Origin of the sequence: Streptomyces sp. P3 (assembly GCF_003032475.1) — a bacterium.
Taxonomy (GTDB): domain Bacteria; phylum Actinomycetota; class Actinomycetes; order Streptomycetales; family Streptomycetaceae; genus Streptomyces.
This window is the reverse complement of sequence record NZ_CP028369.1, coordinates 448098-474325: the sequence shown is the minus strand read 5'-3', so window position 1 is coordinate 474325 and position 26228 is coordinate 448098. Positions and strand designations below refer to the sequence as shown.

Here is a 26228-nt window from a genome sequence, read left to right as displayed (position 1 = left end):
CTGGCACGGCCCGACCCCCCCGGCATAGGCTGGCCCCGCGGAGGGCCCGCACAGTGTGAGCCGGCGGCGGGGCCACCCCGCCCCTTCGGGAGGTGGACGGTGCTCCTGCGCTTTCGAGTGGCGAATCACCGCTCGATCCGGGATGAGGCCGAGCTGACACTTGTCGCTGCAGCAGACAGTGTCGAGGGCTTGGACAGCATCGCGCGGGACAGCGGGGTCGCTCAGGACGGTGGCGGGCATGTGATGGTGCTGCCCGTGGCCGGGATCTTCGGTGCGAACGCTTCCGGCAAGAGCAACCTGCTCAGCGCGTTCCACGCCATGCGGGAGGCGGTACGTACCTCCTTCGCGGACTGGGCCAAGTATCCCGGGGTGCCTCACCGGCAGCCCTTCAAGTTGGACGCCGCCAGCGCCGAGGAGACCACCCTCTTCGAGGTCGACCTGGTCCTCGGGGCCCGTACCCCCGTCCGTTACACGTACGGCTTCGAGCTCTCCGACGACCGGGTGGAGGCCGAGTGGCTGCACGCCTACCCGGGCGGCATCCGGCAGGTCTGGTTCGACAGGGAGGCGGACCGCCCGGCGGAGGACGGCGACGAGTACCTGTTCGAGAGCCCGGCCTTCACAGGCCGCCGCGACGACCTGGTCGCCCTCACCCGGCCGAACGCCCTCTTCCTCTCCACCGCGGCCACCCTCAACGACCCTCAGCTGTCCGCCCTGCACCGCTGGTTCCTGAACAACCTGTGGCTGATGACCCCGGGTGAGGACATCAGCCACCGTGCCGACTGGACCAGGCGCCGCCTCACCGAACTGCACGACAACACCGGCTACCGTGAACGACTCGTCCAGCTCCTTGCCGCCGCGGACCTGGGGGTCACCGGCTTCGACCTCGATCCGGACACCGGCGCGGTCTCCCTTCGGCACCGGACGGAGGAGACAGAAGCGGTGGCCCTCGACTTCCTCACCGAGGAAAGCTTCGGTACCCACTCCTGGTTCGCCTTCCTCGGCCCCATGCTCACCGTCCTCGACAACGGGTCCGCGCTTCTGGTCGACGAGCTCGACTCCAGCCTCCACCCCGCGCTGGCCGCCGAGGTCGTCCGTCTCTTCCAGGACCGTAAGGCCAATGCCAAGGGCGCCCAACTGATCTTCACCACCCATGACGCCACACTGCTCGGCAACGCCGTACTCGACCGTCCGCTCGGCCGCGACCAGGTATGGCTCACCGCGAAGACGAAGTCCGGCGCGAGCGAGCTGTATCCACTGGTCGCCGCCCATCCGGAGGCGGGCGAGGACCTGGAGCGGGGCTACCTGCGTGGCCGGTACGGAGGGGTGCCCCGGGTGACCCCGGGCGAGATCGCCCGCGAGGTGTCCTGGCTGGAGGAGAAGGCGGCAGCGACAGCGTGAGAGAACGGGGTGGGCACGGGGCATGAGCAGCAGGCGCAGGTCGAAGAAGGACGCGGCGAGCACGGTGATGCCGCCGCAGGCGCCTCCGTCGCGGTACTCACGTCGCGAGCGGGTGCTGTACGTGGGGTGTGAGGGCGAGGTGACCGAGTACGACTACCTGCGGTACCTCAACAAGGAGTTCGGGAGCGGGGACAGCGAGACCGGCCGACCGCCCTTCACCATCAAGCCGGTCCGCAAGGCCGACGGCCTGATCCCGTCCCGTACCGTCAAGGCGGTGGTGGAGGCCGCTCAGGGGGAGGACGAGACCTGGGTGCTCTTCGACCGCGACAGCCACCACGACATCCACGAGGCCTTCGAGGCCGCAGCGGACTCGGACACCGAGGTCTGCTTCTCCCACCCTTCGTTCGAGCTGTGGCTGCTGCTGCACTTCCAGCCCTTCGGCGGCGCCCAGGGCGCGGCGAAGAACACGCACGTCCTGGAGAAGCTGCGCAGGGCCGACCCCGCATACAGGCGGTTCGACAAGCCCGACAAGGGTCTCAACGATGCCCGTACCAAGGCGCTGAGGGACAAGGAGAAGGCGGCGGTGCAGCACGCGCGAGCCCTGGTCGGTCAGTGCGAGCACGATTCGTGCAAGCCCGCCAACGCCACGTTCGAGGAGCCGAAGTATGGTCGCTCGGCGAAGGAACGGGCCGCCCGCTCCGGGCATGCCAAGAACTGCGACGTCCTGAACCGGGACCCCTCCACCGACGTGTGGCGACTCCTGGTCAGTCTGGGCATCGTGAAGGTCTGAGCGGCGGCCGCACCCCTCGTTGTACAGCGGCGAATGTACGGTTCCGCGCGGGTTACCTCCCGCGCCGATGGGCCGTCTAACCTTCCGTAGCACCTCCATTTCCGTACGAAGGATCAGCGCGTGGCCAGAATCACCCTGCCCGAGCTCGAACGCCATCTCTTCTCGGCCGCCGACATCCTGCGCGGCCGGATGGACGCCTCCGAGTACCGCGACTTCATCTTCGGGATGCTCTTCCTGAAGCGGGCCTCGGACGAGTTCGAGCCGGAGTGGAAGCGGGTGTACGAGGAGCGCCTCGCGCAGACCGGCCGCGACGAGAAGAAGGCGTTGGTCAAGGCGAACAATCCGGCTGCCTATCCCCGCGTCTTCTATGTGCCGCCGCGAGCGCGCTGGTGGCGTGGACCGCACCACGACCCGGAGACGCCGCAGAGCCCGGCGCCCGGCATCATGGCCCTGACCGAGAAGGTCGGCCAGGGCCTCGACGAGGCTTTGGTGGCGCTCCAGGAGGGCAACGACCTGCTCGCGGGCATCGCCTCGCACATCAGCTTCAACGAGGTGGTCGGCACCAAGCCGCGCTTCACCGATCCCGAACTCCGTTCACTGATCCGGCACTTCAGCCTCTACCGGCTGCGCAACGAGGACTTCGAGTTCCCCGACATGCTGGGCGCGGCCTACGAGTACCTTCTCGGCCGGTTCGCGGACACGGCCGGCCAGCGCGGCGGCGAGTTCTACACGCCGCGGTCGGTGGTGCGGATGATGGTGCGCCTGGTCGACCCACAGCCCGGGGAGTCGGTGTACGACCCGTGCGCGGGCTCCGGCGGCATGCTGATCGCAGCCCGCGAGCACGTCGAGGAACACGGCGGCAATCCGGAGGAACTGTCGGTCAACGGGCAGGACAAGAACGGCCCGTCCTGGTCCATGGCCAGCATGAACATGGTCCTGCACGGCATCCACACCTTCGACCTCCAGCACGGCGACACCCTCGCCGAGCCGCTCCACCTCGACGAGAACGGGCGGCTGCGCAAGTTCTCGGCGATCTTGTCCAACCCTCCGTTCTCGCTCCCGTACGACGAGGACGCCGTAGCCAAGGCCGACGAGGACCACGGCAAGCGGATGCACTGGGGCTGGACGCCCGGCAGCGGCAAGAAGGCCGACCTGATGTTCGTCCAGCACATGGCGTCCGTGCTGGAGGAGGACGGCGGACGAGCGGCCGTCGTCATGCCGTACGGGGTGCTCTTCCGGGGCGGCAAGGAACGCGACATCCGCATCGGGATGCTCCGCGCGGACTGCGTGGAGGCCGTCATCGGCCTCGGCCCGAACCTGTTCTACGGCGCGGGCGTCCCGGCCTGCATCCTGATCCTGCGGCCCCCGCACGGGAAGACCGACTCGAAGCGCCTGGAGAAGGTCCTCTTCATCAACGCCGACCGGGACTTCACGCCCGGCCGCAACCAGAACGAACTCGGCCCCGAGCACATCGAGAAGATCGTCACGGTCTTCCGCGAATGGCGTCTCATCGACGGCTACTCGCGCGAGGTCCACCGCGACGAACTCCTCGCCCCCGACGCGAAGGGCGTCCCTGAGGCGAACTTCAACATCCGCCGCTGGGTGGACAACTCACCGCCCGCGGAGCCGCAGGACGTACGGGCGCATCTGTACGGCGGCGTGCCGGTCGCCGAAGTCGCGGCCAAGGAGGGGCTGTTCAAGGCGTATGGGGTCGACGCCAGCTCGCTGTTCGCGCGCCGGGACGGTGACGCCGGTGATGACGCACGCGGGTACTACGACTTCCTGCCGGAGGGCGCGGAGGCGACGGCCGCCCGAATTCCGCGACTGACGTACGCGCGGGAGGCGGAGCTGCGCGAGACGTACGACGGGTGGTGGTCGAAGAACTCCGGTCTCTTCGCGCAGCTCGCGGCGGACCGGAAACTGATGGATCTGCGCGGCGGGCTCCTCGACGGGTTCACGGCCGCGGTCGGCGGAGCGGGGGTCCTGGACGAGTTCACGACCGCCGGCATCATCGCCGCGTGGTGGACGGAGAACCGCTACGACATGAAGGCCCTCGCGGCGGGCGGCTTCGAGCGGGTCCTGGAGGGCTGGGTCGACTCCGTCGAGGCGATCGTCGACCCGGCGGTCCCGGGTGGCGCGGAGGACGCGAAGCGTTCGTCGATCTCCCCGGCGGAGCGCCGCCGGGCCCTCGACCAGCCGGTCGTTCGGGAGTTGATCCCGGAGTTCCTGGAACTGGTCAAGGCGGCCGACAAGGCTCTCGCGGAGGCGGAGGCCGCGGCGAAGACGGCGGCTGAGGCGAGGTCGGCGGTGGCGGACGCGGGTACGGACACGGACGAGGAGTCCGACGCCGCGTCCGGTGAACCGGCGGAGCCGGTTGACCCGGCGGAACTCGTCGCCTTGGACAGGGCGTTGACGGCGGCCAAGAAGGCCCTGACGGCGGCACGCAAGAAGCGCAAGGCGCTGGACGACAGCTTCCTGCCGGAGTTGAAGCAGGCGGCCAAGTGGAAGCTGTCCGAACCGGGCGGCCCGGAGGAAGTCGTCCTCGCCGTCCTGCGCCGCGACCTGTCCGACCGCCTGAACGTGGCGCTTGCGACGGGCCGCCGCGAGATCGTCGCCTCCTTCCGTCGCTGGGCCGAGAAGTACGAGGTGTCGCTGACGGACCTGGAGAGCGAGAGCGGCGACGCGGCGAAGGGGCTTGCGGAGTGGTTGGGGGTGCTGGGTTATGGGCGTTGAAGCAGTGAAGCCTGGGCGCCATTCCTGGCCTGAGGAGTGGCAGCGGGTCAGCTTGGCGGATGCCGGGCGGTGGATGTCTGGAGGCACGCCGAGCACCTCGAACGAGGCGTACTGGGACGGGGAGATCCCGTGGATCAGCGGCGCGAGCATGAAGCACCTCCGCATTACGGATTCTGAGCGCCGTGTTACTCGGCTTGGGGCAGAGAACGGTTCACGGCTGGTCGACAAGGGCGCCGTGCTCTTCATTGTGAGAGGGATGAGCCTCAAGTCAGAGTTTCGGATTGGGGTGACACAGCGTGAAGTGGCCTTCGGCCAGGACTGTAAGGCGCTTGTTCCAGACGACGGCATTGATCCGTACTACCTGGCGTATGCCATGCGGGTGCTGACGCCGACAATCCTGAGCATGGTCGAGGAGACCAGCCATGGCACAGGGCGCCTGGACACGAATCGACTCAATGCGCTGGAGATTGGAGTTCCGCCCCTTCCTGAACAACGCGACATCGTCGCCGCACACGAGGCGTTCGAGCGGCGGATCGGGGCGCTGGAGCGGGAGCTGGGCAAGCTCAGGACCGTCGAGAACGCCATTGTGGCTGGGGTGATGGCTGAGTCTGGAGGCCGTATTGAGCTTGGTCGATGGCTGAGTTCCATCGAGGCGGGCAAGAGTCCCATGGCTGAGGACACGCCTGCGGGCGACGGCGAGTGGGGCGTCTTGAAGGTGAGCGCCGTGCAACCAGGGTGGTTCAAGGCTATTGAGAACAAGGTCGTCCGCGAGGCGGAGTTCATCAACGCGCGGTACCGGGTTTGCGTCGGAGACCTTCTCATGACGCGTGCCAACACTGAGGAACTCGTGGGACTTGCCTGCGTGGTTCGGGAACGCGCCGAACGTCTGATGTTGAGCGACAAGACGTTGAGACTCGTACCCGACACGGGCGTGGCCGAAGCGGAGTTCATCGAACTCGCCCTGCTCAGCCCCTCGGTACGCAGTCAGGTGCGGTCGCGAGCCACCGGCACGAGCGCCAGCATGAAGAACATTGGCCAGAGCGCGGTGCGGCAGCTAATGGTCCCGGACGTTCCGAAGGCCATCCAGCGGAAGGTGGTCGCTGCGGTTTCTGCCAGCCGGAAGCGCAGTCAGGGTATTCAGCGGCAGATTGCCAAGCTCAAGCAGGTTCAGCAGGGCGTGGTCGAAGACCTGCTCAGCGGCCGGTCCCGAGTGAACCGGACCTGAGGCTTTCGATCAGTGCACCGAATGACGCCCGGCCCGTGACGATCACGTTCGCCGGGCGTTTGCTGTCCCGCACGGCAACGCCTGTTCGTACCGAGGCGACCTCGACGCAGTTGTTGCCACCGGAGTCGGAGTATGACGACTTCAACCACTGCGGGCCGGGCACGTGAGACACCTCTTACAGTTCTCTGGCGATCTTGCGGACGAAGTCCCTGGACTTGGTGGGAGTCAACGCCACCTTCTCCGCCATGTCCAGCCGGGTCCGGAAGTTCGCCAGTTGGGTTGGTGAGTCGATGAACACGGGCTCTGCGGGGGAGTCCATATGGACCGTGTCCAGGTGGGGATTGGGCGCTTGGGCGTACAGGACGGAGGAGTCCCCGAGCAGGGGGAAGCCACCTGCTTCGAAGGGAACCACACGTAGCGTGACGTTGGGGCGTTCGCTGGACTCCAGCAGGTGCTGGAGCTGGGCCCTGGCGACATCGCGACCGCCGAGCTGCATGCGCAGGGCTGCTTCGTGGATGACACCCGAGTAGGAGATGGGCGAGTCACCGGTCACCACGCGTTGGCGCGCCAGGCGGTGTGCCACGCGCAGCTCGATCTCCAGGCGAGCGAGTGGAGGGAAGAACAACTCGAAGATGGCGCGAGCGTGTTCCTCGGTATGGAACAAGCCGGGCAGGTGCGCGATCTGCACCGTGCGCAAGCCGACGGCGTAATCCTCCAGCGCGGAGACGTCGAGGAAACCAGGCGGGATCTTGCCCCGGTACTCCTCCCACCAGCCGGTCTTGCGACTGCCGGTCAGGTCCGCCAAGGCGTCGACGAGGTCGGCGTCATCGCACTCGTAGATGCTGGCGAGGCGGCGCAGGCGTTCCTCGCTGATGCCGAAGCGGCCGGCCTCGACGTTCGAGATGACCGTGCGGTCCGTGCCGAGCAGTCCGGCGGCTGTGGGCGCGGACATACCTGCCGCCTCGCGGAGCCGTCGCAGCTCGGTACCGAACCTGCGTTGAAGGATGGTCGGGGTCTGCCGAGGTGACATAGGGCCTCTCCGTGTGCTCGCGCACAGTGTGCCGAGTCGATGGCTCACGGTCCACCGGAATCTGAAGGTTAACTCTTCTGTGTAGTCGCGTAGCAACGTTATGTGATCTTGCAGTACCTTGTTAATCGTGCCGTTTGAGTCCCCGCCGCCCGGCGGAAGCGCACCGGCTCCCCTGCCCTCCGGAAGGCAGGGGCCCGGCATTGCCACCGCCGTCCGGCAGTTCGCGACCGGCGTCACAGAGCGAACCCGTTCCGCAGGACCGAACCGCAATCCCGTTCCGCACCACGGAGGTACACCCTCGTGAGCAGTAACGACCCGAACACCGCACCCGGCAACGAGCCGACCCACCCCGTCAGTTACGACGTGAGCTACGGCGACCACCCCGCCCCGATCCCGTTCACCGCCCCCTGGGTGTACGAGATCCACTTCCCCTGCGACCCACGCGGTCCCCGGATCGTCCGGGGCACCCTCCGTGCCGTGCTCCACGCGCACGGGATCGGTGAACTCGCCGACCGGGCCGAGCTGTTGACCTGCGAGCTCGCCACCAACTCGGTGCGGCACACCAAGGGCCCGGTCATCGTCCGCATGCACTGGCTGTGCCCCGTGCTGCGCGTGAGCGTCTGGGACGCGAGTCCGGATCTGCCTCCGCTCGCGCCCGGCGCGGCGATGCCCGATCCCGCGGCTCTCGCTCTCTGCGGTCGGGGGCTGCCCATCATCGAGAGTCTCGCCGACCGGTGGGGCGGCTGTGGGTACGTCGACGGGCCCAACGGCGGGCCGGGCGGCAAGACCATCTGGTTCGAGCTCGCTCTCGGTGGTGATTTCCGGCCACCGCCCCCGGTGCTCGCGGCCTGATCCGTACACCGGGTGCCGTACCTTCCCGCAATCGACGCCGACAGTGTTCATCACCCGTACGGGGAACACGCCGGCATCCCGGTCCAGGAGTCACCGCGTCCGTGGTACACCGGTCACGCCGTTCCGCGAGAGGAGGCGACGACGCCATGAGCACTCACCCGCAGCCCAACGACAGGTACGCGGACATCGATCACGAGCGAGCCCTGAAGCACGCCATCAGGTACATGGCCGGCAGCCGCGTACAGATCATCGAGGGGATCATCCAACCCGTGCCGCCGACCTGGGACCACGAACGCGCCACACGGGTCATTCGCCGTCAGATCGAGGACCGGGTCGACGAGCTCGGCTGTGTCGAGGGTTCCGGGGACATCGACCTCCCCGGCTCGCCCAACTGGTACGTTCCGGACATCGCCGTCGTCCCCGAGGAACTCGCGCAGGACGACAACATCGTCGTCACCCCGGACCTGACCCTTCTGGCGGTCGAGGTCACCTCGAAGTCCAACGGCGACACGGACCGTGTCACCAAGCGCAAGCGCTACGCCGAGTACGGTGCTCCGCTGTACCTCCTGGTCGACCGGCAGAACCGTGAACTCACCCTGTTCTCCGAGCCGGGCGGGCTCGGCTACACCAAGGCCGACGGCCCCCACCCCTTCGGCACCCCGGTCACCCTGCCCGAGCCCTTCGGGATCGTCCTGGACACCACGCGCCTCTGAGCAAGGAGCAGGTGATTTCCGGCCACCTTCCCCTGTGCTCGCCGCCTGATCCGCGCGCACCACGCGCCACGCTCACCGGCCGCCGATAGAGTTTCGATCACCTGTCCTGCCTGCCGGAGGGCGGGGATCGTGGCCGGTGGCCGGGGAGGACAGGCGTGGCGGAGCAGCCGGAGTACGTCAGGACCGAGCGGCCGCTGATCGAGCAGCTGACGGCGATGGGCTGGACCCATCTCCGGGGCGGACCTGCCGCCGGACCCGCCACCGCGTCGCGCGCCTCGGACCGCACGAGCTTCGAGACCGTCGTGTACGCGGACCGGTTCAAGTCCGCCCTGGCCAGGATCAACCCGAGGCCGTCGGACGGGGAACCCTGGCTGAGCGACGCGCAACTCGACCGCCTCCTCGCCCTGGTCCAGGGCACCACGCCGGGGCAGGGCCCGAGGGAACACGGCGTCGCCGGGAACCTGGAGGTGACGGACCTCCTCCGCAAGGGCCTCAACGCCCGCACCCTGCCGGGCTGGACGAAGGGCGACCCCGAACACGTACGACTCGTCGACTGGGACGGCGAGTTCGGGGAGCACCCGGACACTCCCGGCGGCGGCAACGACCTGCTCGTCGTCTCCCAGTTCCGGGTCGAGCGGAAGGATGCCCCTCCCGTCACGCCCGACCTCGTGCTGTTCGTGAACGGGCTGCCGTGGGTGGTGATCGAGTGCAAGGCGCCCGTGGTGTCCGGCCCTCTGGGAGACGTGCGGGCCGCCCTGGACGAGGCCGTCGACCAGGTTCTCCGGTACGCGGGCGTCAACTCTCCGGCCGCCGTACCCGAGTTCGTCCGCTTCGCGCAGGTCCTGGTCGCCACCGACCGCGACCACGCCGAGACCGGCACGGTCACCGCCGAACCCCGGCACTTCGCCCCGTGGCGCACGGTCGCGCCCGTGAGTGAGGACCTCGTGCGCGAGGAGGTGCGCAAGCCCGCGTCGGCAGCCCTCACCGACCAGGAGATCCTCGTCGCCGGGATGCTGCGCCCTGCCCATCTCCTCGACCTGGTGAGGGACTTCACCACCCGGCTCGGCAGCGGTCAGCGTACGGTCAAACTGGTCGGCCGCCACCAGCAGTTCAAGGCGGTGAAGGCGCTCACGCGGAAGCTGGAGGAGCGGGACCGGCAGGCGGCTTCCGGCGTGGCTGTCGGTCACCGGGGCGGTGTCGTCTGGCACACCCAGGGCTCCGGTAAGAGCCTGACCATGGCGTTCCTCGTCCGGCACCTGCGCAGCCGGCCCGCTCTGAAGTCGCACAAGGTGGTCGTGGTCACCGACCGCATCGACCTGGAGAAGCAGATCCGGGCGAGCCTCGCCGCCACCGAGGAGAAGGTGCATCGCGCGCCGAGCGTCAAGCGGGCCAGAAAGTACCTGGAGGTGGACGTCGGGGACGTCGTCCTCGTCACCCTGCAGAAGGCGCAGCGCGACGACACCGTGGACGACGGCCGGGAGGAGTCACTGCCCGACGCCGCACCCGACGACGATGATGTCGAGGACGGTGGCGAGGGCGAGGGATACGTACAGAACCGGGTGGCCAATCCCCACCACCACGTCGTCGTCCTGATCGACGAGGCCCACCGGGGCCAGGACAAGTGGCAGGCCGCCCGCTGGCGGGCCATGCTCCCGCGTGCCGCCTTCGTCGGTTTCACCGGCACTCCGGTGATCAGCGACAACCGCAAGCGCAGCGAGGAGATCTTCGGCCCGTACGCCGACACGTACACCCTGCGCGACGCCGAACTCGACCGGTCAGTCGTGCCCGTCCGCTACGAGGCGTACGCCGTACCGCTCGAAGTCATCGAACAGGCCGCCCTCGACGCCCGGTTCGACGAGAAGGTGCCGTCGGATCCGAAGCTGCGGGCCGAGGCGCTGCGCAAGTTCGGCCGCCGCAAGGAGATTCTGGAGGCTCCATCGGTGATCGAGGCCAAGGCCGAGCACATGCTCGACCACTGGGCCCGCACCGCGTTGCCCGACCGCTTCGGGGCGCAGATCGCCACCGTCTCCCGGCTCGCCGCCGTCCGCTACCACACCGCGCTGCTCGCCGCCCGCGACCGGCTCGTCGCCCGCCTCGACGCGCTCGACCCCGCCCTGACCGCCGACCCCATGGCCGCGCTCGAAGCCGACGACGAGGAGCGGGCGCTCCTCATGCTCCTGCCGGATCGCGAGGTACTGCGAACGCTCGACGCGGCCGTCGTCATCTCCCAGGCCAGGCAGGGCGGCAGCGACCCGGAGACATGGCGGCCGTGGATCACCAAGAGCCACCAGGACGCGCACATCGAGCGCTTCAAGAAGGGGCTGCCTCCGCGCGATATCACGGCCGACCCGGCATGGAACGTCAGGACGCACGGGCTGCAGCCCTCCGGCATCGGCACCCCGGCGAGCGGCGGCCAGGTGTGGAACGTCGACCTGGACCTGCCCGCCGACAGCGGGCCGCCCGCGCCACCGGACACGCAGGGCGGCGCGCCACCGGAGACCATGGCCTTCCTGGTGGTTCAGTCGATGCTGCTCACCGGCTTCGACGCCCCCGTCGAGCAGGTCCTCTACCTGGACTGCAAGCTGTCCGGCGCGGGACTGCTGCAGGCCGTGGCCCGCACCAACCGGCCCTACCCGGCCAAGAAGTGGGGCCAGGTCGTCGACTACATCGGCATCGGCCCCGAACTGGCCGGCTCGCTCGCCTCCTACGACCAGGAGCACCTGCGCCACGTCCTCGGCTACCGGAACGTATCCGTGGACCACCTCCAGCCGGACTACCAGGGACCGCAGCCCGACGGCCGCAGCCCGGACCGGGACGGACTGCTGCTGCGGTCCGACGCCGCCGCCAAGGCCCTCCTGGAAGACCTCGCAGCGAAGGTCACCCGCTTCCTGGCCGGGCAGAACGTCACCGACCCCGGCGACGAGTCGCAGTGGGAGGACTTCCTCGGCGAGAGCCTCGACGACCCGCTGCGGCGCGGCGAGTTCGACGAACGCGTCCGCGACTTCCTGACCGCGCTCAACGCGGTCCTGCCGGATCCGGAGGCACTGAAGTACCGTGATCTGGCAGGCCAGTTGGGGACCCTGCAGTACATGGCCAGACGCCGCTACCTCGATGGCCGTGAACAGTTCAGCCCGCGTCGCTACGGGGCCAAGGTCCGCCGGCTCATCTCGCAGCACATCGAGACCACCGGGATCCGGCAGCGGATCCCGCCTGTCGAACTCACCGATCCGGAGTTCATGGAACGAGTCGACGCGAACGCCGACCCCCGGGCGCGGTGCTCGTACATGACGGGCTCGCTGAAGCTGCGTATCACCGCGAAGATCGGCGGTGACCGGGCGGGTTACCAGAGGTTCAGCGTCCGACTCGAAGAGATCATCGCGCGGATGCAGGACGACTTCGAGCAGGCCGCCGCCGACCTGAAGCGTCTTGTCGGGGACGTGGCCGCGGCCGAGCGGGAGCCGGAGGACGGCGACGCTCTCGACTCCCGGACCGAACGACTGGTCCTCGGACTGCTCCAGCAACACGCCGAAGAAGCCGAGCGGGACCCCTGGCCGCCGGGCACCGATCTGATCCGGGCGGCCCGCGGTCTCACCAGGGAGATGTCGGTCCTCGTCCGACGTCCGCAGATACACACGCAGATCGCCGCCCGTAACCGCATCCGCAGCGAACTCTGCGAGCACCTGGAGATCTGGCTCGACATGGACTGGGACGACATCGGCGACCTCGCGAGCCATCTGACGGAGCTGGCCGTGGAGAGGTCCGAGTACTTCCTCGGATACCAGCCGCGCGACGAGGCGGACGGCGGGGACACCTGACCCGGTGACCGCTGACGAGTGCGGGCAGGGTGATGTCGTAGCCGGATGGTAGGAAGAGCGGGTGAGCACCGTCGTCGAACAGGCCATCGCTGATCTCCCCGTGCCCGGGGGGTGGCGGTGGGACGTCGTCGTGCGGCCACGGCGCCGCACCCTCGGTATCGAGATCGCCGAGGACGGCCGGGTGCTCTTCGCGGTTCCCGCGGGCGCGGATCCGAAAGAGATCGCCGACGCGGTGCGTGGCCGGATGCCGCGTCTCGCCGCCGAGGTCCGCCGCCGACAGGACCTGCGGGCGGCCGAACCGGTCAGGGACCTGATCGGCGGCGAGGGCTTCGCCTACCTGGGCCGTCGGTACCGGCTCAGGCTCACTCCCGACGACGGCAGCAGTCACGTACGACTGCGACAGGGATGGCTGGAGCTGCCCCGATCGCGGTCGGCTGCCGCTGACGCGAGGCCCCTTGTGCAGTGGTACAGCAGCCGCGGGGAGCGCTGGCTCGCTGCCCGGCTGCCGCCGCTGGCGGCACTGGCCGGAGTACGTGATCCGGCGGGCGTCGAGGTGCGAGACCTCGGCCGTCGCTGGGGCGCCTGTTCCCCTGAGGGCGCGATCACCGTGCACTGGGCGGTGATACAGCTGCCGGTCGTCCTGGTCGACCTCGTTCTGGTCCATGAACTCTGCCACCTCAAGCACCCCGGCCACGGAGCGGCTTTCCGACGGGCCGTCCGGCTCGCGCTACCCGACGCAGACGTGCGTGAACGGCATTTCGCGCAGGAGGAGCCGCGACTGTGGCGCGGCGCCGTCTCCTCGCCGACGCACCAGCCGTAGCCGACGCCCGGCTTCGCGGCGGTCCGGACGGAAGGCCGCGCGCAAACGATCGTCGACGAGGACGACCCCCGCGAACCTCGACGGCTTCCTGAAGGCGACGTTCGCCGAGCCGGTTCGCGGCGACGCCCCCGGCCAGGCGATCGTGCCGTACGAGGGCACGCGCCCGGTGGGGTCGGCGAGGATCGCGGCCAAGGCCATGACGGTCCGACGGTCCTGTTGCACCACTGTGACAGGGAATGGCCGAATCCGCTGAAAACGATCAATAAGTTCGATCAGGCAAGACGTCGATTCTCATGGCCCCGCACACGAGGAGACAGGCGATCTGCGGCTCACATCCCTTTGACTCTTCACCTAGGAGACCCGCATGTCGACATGGAAGGCGCCCCGCCGCGCAGTCGTCCGCGCCCTGACCGGCACGGTTCTGACGGCCGCTCTGCTGGCGCCCGCCGCAACCGCCCTCGCCGCGACACCGACCGCGCACCGGGCCGGGGTCACGGCGACGGCCACATCCGCGACGGCGTCGCCCTGGCGCACCGTGAAGTTGGTGGACGGCAGCACGGGCAAGATCTACAAGCTCGGGGCCCATCACTACCGCATGGAGATCGTCTACCGGGGTGCTGTCTACGCCAGGCTGGAGGCGAACAAGCAGGACGCCGGAGTGAACGGCAACAACATGTTCGTCGTGCTCACCTTCGACGGGGAGGTGCACTCCTGGTTCGGAGGCGGCCACAGCGGGCCCGGCTCCTTCAAGCTTCCCGACGGCTCGACGGCCAAGATCACGAAGGTGGGCCCGCACCACTACCGCGCACAGATCGTCTACCGGGGTGCTGTCTACGCCACGCTGGAGGCGAACAAGCGGGACGCCGGCGTGAACGGCAACGGCATGTTCATCGTGCTCACCTTCGACGGGGAAATCAGCGCTTCGCTTCGGTGACGAGGCGGGGGTCGACCCCAAGGTGCCATAGCACGAAAGCTGTCCCCAGGTCGGTACCGACCTGGGGTTTCACCTACTCGAAGCCCGGGCCGAATCACGGAGCGTACGCACACTCTCCTCCGTCCGCCGGACCACGCGCGTGACCGCGGCCGCCGCCTGGCGGGACCGTCGGGCAGCGGGACCATCGCCTAGAGGGACGAGAAGAACTCCGTCAGCGCCGACGCGAGCGCCTGAGGGTCCACCATGTGCGACTGGCCTTCCAGCACCCGGTACGTGCCCTGCGGCACCGACTCGGCCACCGTGCGGGCGGCCTCGCGCATCCAGTCGGGGCTCGCACCGCCGCCGAGGGACAGGACCGGCACGGTGATCGAGGCCAGCAGGTCACGGGGCACCAGTCCACCGCCCATCACCGCGTCGTCGTACGCGAGGCTCGGGGCGAGCGCCTCCATCCCGGCCCACATCGGCGACTGGCGGGCGCCCTGGATCATCTCCTCGGCCAGGCCCGTCAGCCGTAGGAACAGCTCCACCGCGTCCCCGCGCCGGCCGTGCTCCAGCGCCTCGGTGAGGCTGTCGGTGTACTCGGCCCGCTCCTTCGCGCCGCCCTCATAGACGGCGTACGGCACCTCGTACACGGCGACGCCGCGCAGCGGCAGTCCGCTCGCCGCCGCCTCCAGGACCAGGGCGCCGCCCGACGAGTGCCCGTACAGCGACGCCTCGCCGCCCACCGCCTCCACGAGCGCGGCCAGATCCTCTACCTCCCGGGCGACGTCGTAGGGCCTGGTGTCGCCGCTCTCGCCCCGGCCCCTGCGGTCGTAGGAGACGACGGTGAAGCGGTCGGCGAGGGGCCCGGCGAACGGCGTCACCGTGGCCCCCGTCGACATCGCCCCGCTCACCAGGATCACCGCGGGACCCGCGCCGGTGCGTCCGTACGCGAGGGAGGTGCCGTCGCGTGAAGTGGTCTTCTTGTCCATGCTTCAGCAGACTGCCCCACAGCACGCGACTAATCGGTCACGACACCTCGGGTTCGTAGAAGCAGAGGTGGTTCTTGATCTGTGCCACGTCCGGCTTCGGATCCGGATAGGCCCAGACGAGGTCGGCCGCGCCCGGCAGCGACCAGTAGGACGCGGTTCCCTTGAAAGGGCAGTAGGTGTGCGTGTCGGAGGGGGTCAGGACGTCGAGCCGGACGTCCTCGGCGGGGATGTAGTACCGCGCCGGACAGCCGGTCTCGCGCAGGACCAGCGCCCGGTCGGTCTCGGCCAGCACCTGGCCGTCATGGACGACCCTGACGTGCCGGTCGCCCTGCTCGATCGTGATCGTGTGTCCTCGGGTCATGTCACGACAGCGCCCGCGGGCCCGCGGTTCTTCCCGCGACGAGTGGTTCGGCGGGGATGCGAGCATGGCGGGCATGGCTACTCATGTGATCACCGGAGCGGGGTCCGGCATCGGCGCCGCCGTCGCCCGTCGTCTGCACGCGCGCGGGGACGAACTCGTGCTGCACGCGCGCGACGCCGGCCGGGCGAAGGAACTCGCGGCCGGCTTCCCCGGCGCGCGGACGCTCGTCGGCGACCTCGCCGACCCCGACAGGCTGAGCTGGGCCTTCTCCCACCAGAGCCTCCCGGAGCGGGTGGACTCCCTCCTGCACATCGCCGGAGTGGTCGACCTGGGCCCGGTCGGCGACCTCACGCCGAAGTCCTGGCGGCACCAGCTCAACGTCAACCTGATCGCCCCCGCGGAGCTGACCCGGCACTTCCTGCCGCAACTGCGCACAGCGCGCGGCCACGTGCTGTTCGTCAACTCGGGCGCCGGCCTGCGGGCGAGCGCCGACTGGTCCGCGTACGCCGCCTCCAAGCACGGCCTGAAGGCCCTCGCCGACTCGCTGCGGGCCGAGGAGCACGGCAACGGCGTCCGCGTCACCTCCGTCTACCCCGGCCGCACCGCCAGCCCCATGCAGGCCAAGGTGCACCGGCAGGAGGGCAAGGAGTACGACCCCGCGGAATGGATCGACCCCGAGTCGGTGGCCACGACGATCCTGACGGCGCTCGACCTTCCGAGGGACGCCGAGATCAACGACCTGACGGTACGGCCGGGGCGCTGACGGTCCGTCGCGCTACGTACGCTTCACCCGTGAACGCAGACTTCAGTTTCGCCCCGGCCACCGGCGTCGGCTCCCTGCCGGGCGGCGACGCCCGCGAGGCCGCCAAGACCGTCACCGGGTCCTTCGAGGACTTCCCCTTTCTCGCCGAGCTGCCGGCCCGTGGACCCGGCGCGGACATGATCGGCCGCACCGCGGGCCTGCTCGTCGAGCTGTACGCGCGCGTGGAGCCCAGCGGGTGGCGGATCGGCGATCGGCCGGGCCGGGACACCAAGCGGGCCCGGTCCTGGCTGCGGGAGGACCTCGACGCGCTGGAGGAGCACACCCAGGGCTACGAGGGGCAGCTGAAGGTCCAGGCGGTGGGGCCCTGGACCCTCGCCGCGGCACTGGAGCTGAGGAACGGCGAGGCGGCGCTCTCCGATCCCGGGGCCTGCCGCGATCTCGCCGGCTCCCTCGCCGAGGGCCTGCGCCTCCACCTCGCCGAGGTGCGCCGGCGGGTGCCCGGCGCACACGTCGTGCTCCAGCTCGACGAGCCGTCCCTCACCGCCGTGCTCCGCGGCCATGTGCGGAGCGCGAGCGGCTACCGCACGCACCGCGCGGTGGACCGGCAGGTCGTGGAGGGCACGCTGCGGGACGTGGTCGGGGTGCACGGCGACGGGCCCGTCGTGGTCCACTCGTGTGCGCCGGACGTTCCGTTCGCCCTGCTGCGCCGGTCCGGGGCGGCGGCGGTCTCGTTCGACTTCTCGCTCCTCACCGAACGTGACGACGACGTGATCGGCGAGGCGGTCGAGGCGGGCACCCGGCTCTTCGCCGGTGTCGTGCCGGGCGTGGACGCCCCATTGTCGGACCCTGCCGGTAGCGTCATGGGTGTCAGGACGCTGTGGCGTCGGCTGGGGCTGCGACCGGGGCTTCTCGCGGAGGCAATCACGCTCACGCCGTCGTGCGGCCTCGCGGGCGCGTCCCCCGGATACGCCCGCCGGGCCCTCGCCCACTGTGTCCGGGCGGCGAGATCCCTCGCGGACGACCCTGAGTGACGGGAGGACACACGGTGGCCGGCGACAGGCAGGCGGAGACGACGGTGCCCAGCGAGGCGCGGGAGCAGCACGCGCAGCTCGCCGAGCAGATCGAGGAGCACCGCTTCCGGTACTACGTGAAGGACGCTCCCGTCGTCAGCGACGCGGAGTTCGACCGGCTGCTGCGTGCCCTCGAGGCGCTGGAGGAGGAGCACCCGGAGCTGCGCACGCCCGACTCGCCGACCCAGAAGGTCGCGGGCGCGTACGCCACGGAGTTCACGGCCGTCCAGCACCGCGAGCGGATGCTGTCCCTCGACAACGCCTTCGACGACCTGGAGCTGGCCGCCTGGGCGGAGCGCGTCCACCGGGACGTCGGGGCCTCCGCGTACCACTTCCTGTGCGAGCTCAAGGTGGACGGCCTGGCCGTCAACCTGACCTACGAGAACGGCCGTCTCACGCGCGCGGCGACCCGCGGCGACGGCCGTACGGGCGAGGACATCACGCCCAACGTGCGCACCATCGCGGAGATCCCGGAGCGTCTCACGGGCGACGGGGTGCCCACCCTCGTGGAGATCCGCGGCGAGGTGTTCTTCCCGATGGAGAAGTTCGAGGAGCTCAACGCCCGTCTGGTCGAGGCCGGCGACAAGCCGTTCGCCAACCCGCGCAACGCGGCGGCCGGTTCGCTGCGCCAGAAGGACCCGCGGGTCACCGCCTCCCGCCCGCTGCACATGGTCGTGCACGGCATCGGCGCCCTGGAGGGTTACGAGGGCCTGACCCGTCTCTCCGAGGCCTACGACCTCCTCGGCACCTGGGGCCTGCCCACCTCCCCGCACAACAAGGTGGTCGGCGATCTCGACGGAGTACGGGCGTTCATCGCGTACTACGGCGAGAACCGGCACTCGGTGGCGCACGAGATCGACGGGGTGGTGGTCAAGCTCGACGAGATCCGTCTGCAGGGCCGGCTCGGCTCCACGGCCCGTGCGCCGCGGTGGGCGATCGCCTACAAGTACGCGCCGGAGGAGGTCAACACCCGCCTCGTCAACATCCGGGTGGGCGTCGGCCGTACCGGCCGCGTGACGCCGTACGCCCAGGTGGAGCCGGTGACGGTGGCCGGCTCCGAGGTCGAGTTCGCCACCCTGCACAACCAGGACGTCGTCAAGGCCAAGGGCGTGCTGATCGGCGACACCGTGGTGCTGCGCAAGGCCGGTGACGTGATCCCGGAGATCCTCGGCCCGGTCGTCGACCTGCGCGACGGCAGCGAGCGCGAGTTCGTGATGCCCGCGGAGTGCCCGGAGTGCGAGACCCCCCTGCGGCCGATGAAGGAGGGCGACGTCGACCTGCGCTGCCCGAACGCCCGCAGTTGCCCGGCCCAGCTCCGTGAGCGCCTGTTCTACCTGGCGGGCCGCAAGGCGCTGGACATCGAGCAGTTCGGTTACGTCGCCGCGGCCGCCCTCACCCGCCCGCTCGAGCCGCAGCAGCCGCCGCTGGCCGACGAGGGCGACCTGTTCGACCTCACCGTCGAGCGGCTGCTGCCCATCCGGGCCTACGTCCTCGACCAGGACAGCGGGCTGCCCAAGCGGGACCCGAAGACGGGCGAGGAGAAGATCGCCACGGTCTTCGCCAACCAGCAGGGCGAGCCGCGGAAGAACGCGGTGGCCATGCTGGAGAACATCGCGGCGGCCAAGGAGCGCCCGCTGGCGCGGATCCTCACCGGCCTGTCGATCCGGCATGTCGGCCCGGTCGCGGCCGAGGCGCTGGCGCGCGAGTTCCGCTCGATCGAGCGCATCGAGGAGGCGACCGAGGAGGAGCTGGCGAACACCGACGGCGTCGGCGCCATCATCGCGGCCTCGCTCAAGGAGTGGTTCGCCGAGGAGTGGCACCAGGAGATCCTCCGCAAGTGGAAGGCCGCCGGCGTCCGCATGGAGGAGGAGAGCTCCGGGGAGGACGAGGGCCCGCGCCCCCTGGAGGGCCTGACGGTCGTCGTCACCGGCACTCTGGAGCGCTTCACCCGTGACGGCGCCAAGGACGCTCTGCAGACCCGTGGGGCGAAGGTGACCGGTTCGGTTTCGAAAAAGACATCTTTCGTCGTTGTCGGTGACAATCCTGGATCGAAATATGACAAGGCAATGCAACTGAAGGTTCCTGTTCTGAACGAGGACGGCTTCGCCGTCCTGTTGGAACAAGGGCCCGAAGCGGCGGCTGAAGTGGCGCTTTCCGCCGAGGAGTAGGCGCCGCGGCGGTTGAAGGCCACCCGATTGGCGCATACCAGATGCATACGGGTGGCCGGGGCGCATTCGGGCAACCGTCGACGACCGCTGCCCGTGGGAGCCTTCTGCGGCCTACTGTTGTGACGTGCGCCTGCCGTGCCCAGGGTTGTCAGGGCAACGGGCCGCGTGGCGTGGGCACCGCCGGCTGTGAGAGGGACGGGAATGGAACCGACCGAGAGCGCCGCCCCGGAGTCATGGCTGCGCCGGCGCCGGGTCGCCGGCGTCCGGTGGGGAAACCGGTGGGCGGGGCGCTCCGAACGGCGGCCGGCCGGGCAGACGTACGTGCCGCACACCGCACCGCGTCCCGTCCTCGAAGGCGGCTTCCCCGCCCTGCCTCCCGGGGCGCCCGGCGCCGAAGCAGACCGGCGGCTCTCCTGGCCCACCCTGCCCGCCTCGGTCGTCGGGGCGGCCGCCCTCGTCCTCGGCGCCGGTTTCTCCCGCGCCCACACCGACCACCACGCCCTCTTCCCGTCCGGCACGACCGGCTGGGCGCTGGCCGTCCTCGCCGGCGTCGTCGTCGGCCACCTGGTCCTCCTCGGGCGCGCCCGGTGGTGGGCCGGCACCGGTTCCGGCGCCGCCCTCACCCTCGCCGTCCTGCTGCTGTACGGGTGGGTGCCGGCCGGCCTGGTCAGCCTCACCGTGGTCGTCCTGGTCGGCGTAGCCCGGCGCCACCGCTGGCGGCAGGGCGTCCTGCACGGCGCGGTGGACGTCCTCGGCATCGGCGCGGGCGCCCTGCTGCTGGCCGCCTGCGGACGGATACCGTCCGTGGAACACCCCTGGACGCCCGACAGTTGGACGGTCTACACCGGCCCGCAGGTGGTCCTGGTGGCCGTCGCCTATCTCGCCGTCACCCGGGTCCTGCTCTGGTACCTGCACGCCCCCCGCCTCGGCGGACTGCCGACCGTCGCCCGGACGGCCCTGGTCAGACAGGGCCTGGTCGCCGTCGCCCTGCTCGGCATCGCACCGCTGATCTGCGTGGTGGCCATGGCCAAGCCGATCCTGCTGCCGCTGTTCGCCATCCCGCTCGTCGCCCTCGACTCCACCCTGTGGATGGCCCGCGCCCGCGCCGAGGAGCAGCTGCGCGACCCGCTCACCGGACTGCCCAACCGTCAGTGGCTCCTGGAGCGGATCTGGACCGCCCTGGACGACGCCGAGCGCATCGGCGCCCGGTCCGCCCTCATGCTGATCGACCTCGACCGCTTCCGCTCGGTCAACGACACCCTCGGACACCTCGCAGGCGACCGGCTGCTGCTCCAGATAGCCGAGCGGCTGAAGCTCGCCCTCCCGCGCGGAGCGGAGGTCGCCCGGCTCGGCGGGGACGAGTTCGCCGTCTTACTCCCCGTCGCCGACTCCACCACCTCGGCGACCCGGGTCGCCCGCGGACTGGTGGCCGACCTCAGCTCGCCGCTCGACCTCGACGGGCTCACCCTCGTCCTGGAGGCCAGCGCGGGCGTCGCCGTCTTCCCCGACCACGCGCTCGACGCCGAGGGCATGCTGCGCCGGGCCGACGTGGCGATGTACCAGGCCAAGCGGGACCGCACCGGCGTCGAGGTGTACGAGTCCAAGCGCGACTCCAACACCCCCGACCGGCTCGGCCTGCTGGGCGACCTGCGGCGCGCGCTCGACGCGCACGAGGTGCAGCTGCACTACCAGCCGAAGGTCCGCTTCGACGGGCAGGTGGCCGGGCTGGAGGCCCTGGTCCGCTGGGTGCACCCGGAGCGCGGGAAGGTCCCGCCGGACGAGTTCATAGCGATCGCCGAGTCGTCGGGGCTGATGCCGCACCTCACCGAGTACGTGCTGGACACGGCGCTCGGCCAGGTCGCCCGGTGGCGGGCCCAGGGGCTGTTCGTGCCGGTCGCGGTCAACGTCTCCCCGCGCGACGTCCACACGCCGGGCTTCGCGGGATCGGTCGCGGCGCGCCTCGCCCGGCACGGAGTGCCGCCGGGGGCGCTCCAGCTGGAGATCACCGAACACGTCCTCCTGGAGGACCCGCAGCGTGCCGCCGACACCCTCAACGGGCTGACCGGCCACGGCGTGAAGATGTCCCTCGACGACTTCGGCACCGGCTACTCCTCCCTCGTGCACCTGCGCCGGCTGCCGGTGAGCGAGCTGAAGATCGACCGCTCCTTCGTGGCGCGGCTGGCCGTGGACGCCGAGGACGCGGAGATCGTGCGCTGCACGGTCGACCTCGCGCATTCCCTGGGGCTCCTGGTCGTGGCCGAGGGCGTCGAGGACGACGAGACCTGGGAACGCCTGCGCGACCTGGGCTGCGACGCCGTCCAGGGCTGGCTGGTGGCGGCCGCCATGCCGGCCGACGAGACGACGGCGTGGCTGCGGGCCAGGGGCTCGCGCGGCTGGCAGCGTCCGCGGGCGGCATTGCCGGCGGCCGCCGCGGACGAGTAGCCCCTGCGGGCCGCGGGCAGGCGGCTTCCACAGGCCGCGGGCGGGCAGCTCTCGCGGGCCGGTGCCGAAGCGTTTCACGGGCACGGGGCCCAGCACCCTAGGATTGGGCCCAGACCACACACTCACTCCACCCCAGAGGAACGCTGCATGCCTGGCATCACGCGCGAGGAGGTCGCCCACCTCGCCCGGCTGGCGCGTCTGGAGCTGAAGCCCGAAGAGCTCGAACACTTCGCGGGACAGCTGGACGACATCATCGGCGCGGTTGCCCGCGTCAGCGAGGTCGCCGACCAAGACGTACCGCCGACCTCGCACCCGCTCCCGCTGACGAACGTCATGCGGGCGGACGAGGTCCGTCCGTCGCTCACCCCCGAGCAGGCGCTCTCCGGCGCCCCGGCCCAGGAGCAGCAGCGTTTCAAGGTGCCGCAGATCCTGGGGGAGGACTAACCGCCATGACGGACAACGTCACCATCATCAGGCTCACCGCCGCCGAGACCGCCGCGAGGATCGCCTCCGGCGAGCTCACGGCCGTCCAGGTCACCGAGGCCCACCTGGCCCGTATCGAGGCCGTCGACGAGAAGGTCCACGCCTTCCTGCACGTCGACCGCGAGGGCGCTCTGGCGCAGGCCCGCGCCGTCGACGAGAAGCGGGAGCGGGGCGAGAAGCTCGGCCCGCTGGCCGGCGTCCCGCTCGCGCTCAAGGACATCTTCACCACCGAGGGCATCCCGACGACCGTCGGCTCGAAGATCCTCGAGGGCTGGATCCCGCCGTACGACGCGACGCTCACCAAGCGGCTGAAGGCCGCCGACGTCGTCATCCTCGGCAAGACCAACATGGACGAGTTCGCCATGGGGTCCTCCACCGAGAACAGCGCCTACGGCCCGACCGGCAACCCCTGGGACCTCACCAAGATCCCCGGCGGCTCCGGCGGCGGTTCGTCCGCGGCGCTCGCCTCCTTTCAGGCGCCCCTCGCCATCGGCACCGACACCGGCGGATCCATCCGCCAGCCGGCCGCCGTCACCGGCACGGTCGGCGTGAAGCCGACGTACGGCGCGGTCTCCCGCTACGGCATGGTCGCCTTCTCGTCCTCCCTCGACCAGGGCGGCCCCTGCGCCCGCACGGTCCTGGACGCGGCGCTGCTGCACGAGGTCATCGCCGGGCACGACCCGCTGGACTCCACGTCCATCGACGCGCCCGTCCCGCCGGTCGTCGAGGCCGCCCGCAACGGCAGCGTCGAGGGCATGCGCGTCGGCGTCGTCAAGCAGTTCCGCGGCGAGGGCTACCAGGCCGGCGTCATCCAGCGGTTCGACGAGTCCGTCGCGCTGCTGAAGGAGCTGGGCGCCGAGATCGTCGAGCTGGACTGCCCGTCCTTCGACCTCGCGCTGTCGGCGTACTACCTGATCGCGCCGTCCGAGTGCTCCTCCAACCTCGCCCGCTTCGACGGCCTGCGCTACGGCCGCCGCACCGGCGACGACGGCACCCGCTCGGCCGAGGACGTCACCTCCCTCACCCGTGAGGCGGGCTTCGGCCCCGAGGTCAAGCGCCGCATCATGCTCGGCACGTACGCCCTGTCGAGCGGCTACTACGACGCCTACTACGGCTCGGCGCAGAAGGTCCGCACGCTCATCACGCGGGACTTCGAGAAGGCCTTCGAGCAGGTCGACGTGATCGTGTCGCCCACGACGCCGACCACCGCCTTCGCGATCGGCGAGCGCGCCGACGACCCGATGGCGATGTACCTGGCCGACCTGTGCACCATCCCGACCAACCTCGCGGGCAACGCGGCGATGTCGCTGCCCTGCGGTCTCGCCCCGGAGGACAACCTCCCGGTCGGTCTGCAGATCATCGCCCCGGCGCTGAAGGACGACCGTCTCTACAAGGTCGGCGCCGCCGTCGAGGCCGCCTTCGTGGAAAGGTGGGGTCACCCGCTCATCGAGGAGGCTCCGTCGCTGTGAGTGCACTGAACAAGGCCAAGGGCTTCAAGAAGTCCAAGTCCGGCACGTACCTGTCCATCGCCGGCACCGCCTTCGGCGCGATCGGCGTCGCCAAGCGGCTGAGGAAGGCCCGCGCCGAGAAGGACACGCTCGTCCTGATCGACGCCACCGTGTCCGCCGTCGCCATCGTCACCGGCCTCGCCATCCTCTACCGCGAGCTGAAGCGGCTGGGCGACGACGACGTCCTGCTGGGCTGAGAGGGAAGTTTCACCGTGACCACCACGACCGACCTGGTGTCGTACGAGGACGCGCTGGCGTCGTACGACCCCGTCATGGGCCTCGAGGTCCATGTCGAACTCGGCACCAAGACCAAGATGTTCTGCGGCTGCTCGACCGAGCTCGGTAGGGACGCCAACACGCAGACCTGTCCCACCTGCCTCGGCCTGCCCGGCGCGCTCCCGGTCGTCAACGCGATCGGCATCGAGTCGGCCATCAAGATCGGTCTCGCGCTGAACTGCGAGATCGCCGAGTGGTGCCGTTTCGCCCGGAAGAACTACTTCTATCCGGACATGCCGAAGAACTTCCAGACCTCCCAGTACGACGAGCCGATCGCCTTCGACGGCTACCTCGACGTACAGCTGGAGGACGGCGAGACCTTCCGGGTGCAGATCGAGCGCGCCCACATGGAGGAGGACACCGGCAAGTCGACGCACGTCGGCGGTGCCACCGGCCGCATCCACGGCGCGTCCCACTCGCTGCTGGACTACAACCGGGCCGGCATCCCGCTCATCGAGATCGTCACCAAGCCGATCGAGGGCGCGGGCGAGCGTGCCCCCGAGGTCGCCCGGGCCTACGTGCGTGAGCTGCGCGAGGTCATCAAGGCGCTCGGCGTCTCCGAGGCCCGTATGGAGATGGGCCAGATGCGCTGCGACGTGAACCTGTCGCTGCGCCCGCACGGCCGGGAGAAGTTCGGCACGCGCTCCGAGACGAAGAACGTGAACTCGTTGCGGTCCGTGGAGCGTGCGGCCCGCTTCGAGATCCAGCGGCACGCGGCCGTCCTGAACGGCGGCGGCACGATCGTCCAGGAGACCCGCCACTTCCACGAGGACACCGGGTCCACGACCTCGGGCCGCGTGAAGGAGGAGGCCGAGGACTACCGGTACTTCCCGGAGCCCGACCTCGTCCCGGTCGCTCCGTCCCGCGAGTGGGTCGAGGAGATCCGCGCCGGGCTGCCGGAGCTGCCGCTGGCCCGCCGCAACCGGCTGGTCGCCGAGTGGGGCGTGTCCGCCAACGACATGCAGTCGATCCTGAACGCCGGCGCGCTGGAGCTGATCGTCGCCACCATCGACGCCGGGGCCGACGCGGCGTCCGCCCGCAAGTGGTGGATGGGCGAACTGGCGCGCAGTGCCAACGAGTCGGGCGTCGCGCTCGACGAACTGGCCATCACCGCGCAGCAGGTCGCCCGGGTCGCCGAGCTCGTCTCGAAGGGCGACCTCAACGACAAGCTGGCCCGCCAGGTCATCGAGGGCGTTCTCGCGGGCGAGGGCACCCCGGACGAGGTCGTCGACAAGCGCGGGCTGAAGGTCGTCTCCGACGACTCGGCGCTGGGCACGGCCGTCGACGAGGCCATCGCCGGCAATCCGGGCATCGCCGACAAGATCCGCAGCGGCAAGGTCGCCGCGGCCGGCGCGCTGGTCGGCGCCGTGATGAAGGCCACGCGCGGTCAGGCCGACGCGGCCCGCGTCAAGGAGCTGATCCTGGAGAAGCTGGGCGTCAGCGAGGGCTGATCCCCCTCGAGAGCCACCAGGGGTGCACCGGTTCGCCGGTGCACCCCTGGCCGCGTTCCCGGCCGGACGCGCTACGCTCGCCCGCCATGAGTGCACGAACCGACTCCGACGCCCACAGCGACACCGAGGACCCGGACGAGGAGTACGGCACCGAGGAGGCCCGGCGGGCCCGCTGGACGGCGACCGTCGCCGGAGTCCTGCTCGCCCTCGCCGGCCTCGCCGCGTCCCTCATACGCCTCGGCCGCTCCGTCCCGGCTCTCGTCCCGTCGGCCTACGCGCTCGGCGCCGCCGTCTGCGCGCTCGCCGCGTTCCTCGGCTCCCGGGGACGTACCCGGCGCGCGCTGTGGCTGCTCGTCGTCGGCGTGATGGTCATGGCGATCGGGGACCAGTCCGACTGACGCGGCCGGGCGTGGCGACCGACGCGG

The 26228-nt window shown here is 70.3% G+C and carries 23 protein-coding genes; 19 read left to right on the top strand and 4 right to left on the bottom strand.

The window, feature by feature from the left end; all coding sequences use genetic code 11:
* Positions 1-189 precede the first annotated feature (189 nt).
* From C6376_RS01925 to C6376_RS01910, 4 genes are all read left to right on the top strand, one after another.
* Positions 190-1398, top strand: coding sequence for an ATP/GTP-binding protein (locus tag C6376_RS01925; protein WP_254075807.1), 1209 nt, complete (start codon positions 190-192; stop codon positions 1396-1398).
* 22 nt (positions 1399-1420) lie between these two features.
* Positions 1421-2188, top strand: a complete 768-nt coding sequence (locus C6376_RS01920) for an RloB family protein (RefSeq protein ID WP_107441802.1) — start codon at positions 1421-1423, stop codon at positions 2186-2188.
* Between the two features lie 120 nt (positions 2189-2308).
* Positions 2309-4921 (top strand): class I SAM-dependent DNA methyltransferase, encoded by a 2613-nt coding sequence (locus C6376_RS01915; RefSeq protein ID WP_107441801.1) that lies wholly within the window; start codon positions 2309-2311, stop codon positions 4919-4921.
* Entirely contained in the window at positions 4911-6146 is a 1236-nt protein-coding gene (locus C6376_RS01910) for a restriction endonuclease subunit S (RefSeq protein WP_107441800.1), read from the top strand. The genes C6376_RS01915 and C6376_RS01910 overlap by 11 nt, the downstream gene beginning before the upstream one ends.
* Here C6376_RS01910 and C6376_RS01905 read toward each other — a convergent pair.
* On the bottom strand, positions 6115-6309 hold the full coding sequence (locus tag C6376_RS01905) for a DUF397 domain-containing protein (RefSeq protein WP_107441799.1): 195 nt from the start codon (positions 6307-6309) through the stop codon (positions 6115-6117). The two genes, C6376_RS01910 and C6376_RS01905, sit on opposite strands and share 32 nt — an antisense overlap.
* Before the next feature lie 12 nt (positions 6310-6321).
* The gene (locus tag C6376_RS01900; RefSeq protein ID WP_107441798.1) at positions 6322-7176 is read right to left on the bottom strand and encodes a helix-turn-helix transcriptional regulator; all 855 of its coding nucleotides are present in this window, start codon (positions 7174-7176) and stop codon (positions 6322-6324) included.
* 300 nt (positions 7177-7476) lie between these two features.
* Here C6376_RS01900 and C6376_RS01895 point away from each other — a divergent pair, with 300 nt between their 5' ends.
* From C6376_RS01895 to C6376_RS01875, 6 genes are all read left to right on the top strand, one after another.
* The gene (locus tag C6376_RS01895; RefSeq protein ID WP_254075805.1) at positions 7477-8028 is read left to right on the top strand and encodes an ATP-binding protein; all 552 of its coding nucleotides are present in this window, start codon (positions 7477-7479) and stop codon (positions 8026-8028) included.
* A gap of 146 nt (positions 8029-8174) precedes the next feature.
* On the top strand, positions 8175-8741 hold the full coding sequence (locus C6376_RS01890; protein WP_107441797.1) for a Uma2 family endonuclease: 567 nt from the start codon (positions 8175-8177) through the stop codon (positions 8739-8741).
* Between the two features lie 155 nt (positions 8742-8896).
* Positions 8897-12556 (top strand): type I restriction endonuclease subunit R, encoded by a 3660-nt coding sequence (locus C6376_RS01885; protein WP_254075804.1) that lies wholly within the window; start codon positions 8897-8899, stop codon positions 12554-12556.
* Positions 12557-12617: 61 nt separating this feature from the next.
* A complete protein-coding gene (locus C6376_RS01880) occupies positions 12618-13376 on the top strand; it encodes a M48 family metallopeptidase (RefSeq protein WP_107441796.1) in 759 nt (252 codons plus the stop codon).
* Entirely contained in the window at positions 13303-13629 is a 327-nt protein-coding gene (locus C6376_RS46315; protein ID WP_319593543.1) for an aminomethyltransferase beta-barrel domain-containing protein, read from the top strand. Before C6376_RS01880 ends, C6376_RS46315 begins: the two co-directional genes overlap by 74 nt.
* A gap of 111 nt (positions 13630-13740) precedes the next feature.
* A complete protein-coding gene (locus C6376_RS01875) occupies positions 13741-14310 on the top strand; it encodes a hypothetical protein (RefSeq protein ID WP_107441795.1) in 570 nt (189 codons plus the stop codon).
* A gap of 188 nt (positions 14311-14498) precedes the next feature.
* On the opposite strand, the gene C6376_RS01870 is transcribed toward C6376_RS01875, so the two are convergent.
* Both C6376_RS01870 and C6376_RS01865 read right to left on the bottom strand, forming a co-directional pair.
* Complete coding sequence (locus tag C6376_RS01870; protein ID WP_107441794.1) at positions 14499-15281, bottom strand: alpha/beta fold hydrolase; 783 nt, start codon at positions 15279-15281, stop codon at positions 14499-14501.
* A gap of 37 nt (positions 15282-15318) precedes the next feature.
* Positions 15319-15642, bottom strand: coding sequence for a DUF427 domain-containing protein (locus tag C6376_RS01865; RefSeq protein ID WP_107441793.1), 324 nt, complete (start codon positions 15640-15642; stop codon positions 15319-15321).
* A 64-nt stretch (positions 15643-15706) separates the two neighbouring features.
* Here C6376_RS01865 and C6376_RS01860 point away from each other — a divergent pair, with 64 nt between their 5' ends.
* From C6376_RS01860 to C6376_RS01820, 9 genes are all read left to right on the top strand, one after another.
* Positions 15707-16405, top strand: a complete 699-nt coding sequence (locus C6376_RS01860; protein ID WP_107441792.1) for an SDR family oxidoreductase — start codon at positions 15707-15709, stop codon at positions 16403-16405.
* Between the two features lie 29 nt (positions 16406-16434).
* Entirely contained in the window at positions 16435-17436 is a 1002-nt protein-coding gene (locus tag C6376_RS01855; RefSeq protein ID WP_107441791.1) for a methionine synthase, read from the top strand.
* 14 nt (positions 17437-17450) lie between these two features.
* Positions 17451-19643, top strand: coding sequence for an NAD-dependent DNA ligase LigA (ligA, locus tag C6376_RS01850; RefSeq protein WP_107441790.1), 2193 nt, complete (start codon positions 17451-17453; stop codon positions 19641-19643).
* A gap of 201 nt (positions 19644-19844) precedes the next feature.
* On the top strand, positions 19845-22085 hold the full coding sequence (locus C6376_RS01845; RefSeq protein WP_107441789.1) for a bifunctional diguanylate cyclase/phosphodiesterase: 2241 nt from the start codon (positions 19845-19847) through the stop codon (positions 22083-22085).
* Positions 22086-22232: 147 nt separating this feature from the next.
* Positions 22233-22529 carry an Asp-tRNA(Asn)/Glu-tRNA(Gln) amidotransferase subunit GatC gene (gene gatC / locus C6376_RS01840; RefSeq protein WP_007384860.1) on the top strand — a complete coding sequence of 99 codons (297 nt, stop codon included), beginning with the start codon at positions 22233-22235 and terminating at the stop codon, positions 22527-22529.
* Positions 22530-22534: 5 nt separating this feature from the next.
* A complete protein-coding gene (gene gatA / locus C6376_RS01835; RefSeq protein WP_107441788.1) occupies positions 22535-24037 on the top strand; it encodes an Asp-tRNA(Asn)/Glu-tRNA(Gln) amidotransferase subunit GatA in 1503 nt (500 codons plus the stop codon).
* On the top strand, positions 24034-24273 hold the full coding sequence (locus C6376_RS01830) for a hypothetical protein (protein ID WP_030793684.1): 240 nt from the start codon (positions 24034-24036) through the stop codon (positions 24271-24273). The genes gatA and C6376_RS01830 overlap by 4 nt, the downstream gene beginning before the upstream one ends.
* Before the next feature lie 15 nt (positions 24274-24288).
* Complete coding sequence (gatB, locus tag C6376_RS01825; RefSeq protein WP_107441787.1) at positions 24289-25803, top strand: Asp-tRNA(Asn)/Glu-tRNA(Gln) amidotransferase subunit GatB; 1515 nt, start codon at positions 24289-24291, stop codon at positions 25801-25803.
* Between the two features lie 86 nt (positions 25804-25889).
* Complete coding sequence (locus C6376_RS01820) at positions 25890-26201, top strand: hypothetical protein (protein WP_107441786.1); 312 nt, start codon at positions 25890-25892, stop codon at positions 26199-26201.
* Positions 26202-26228: the final 27 nt, after the last annotated feature.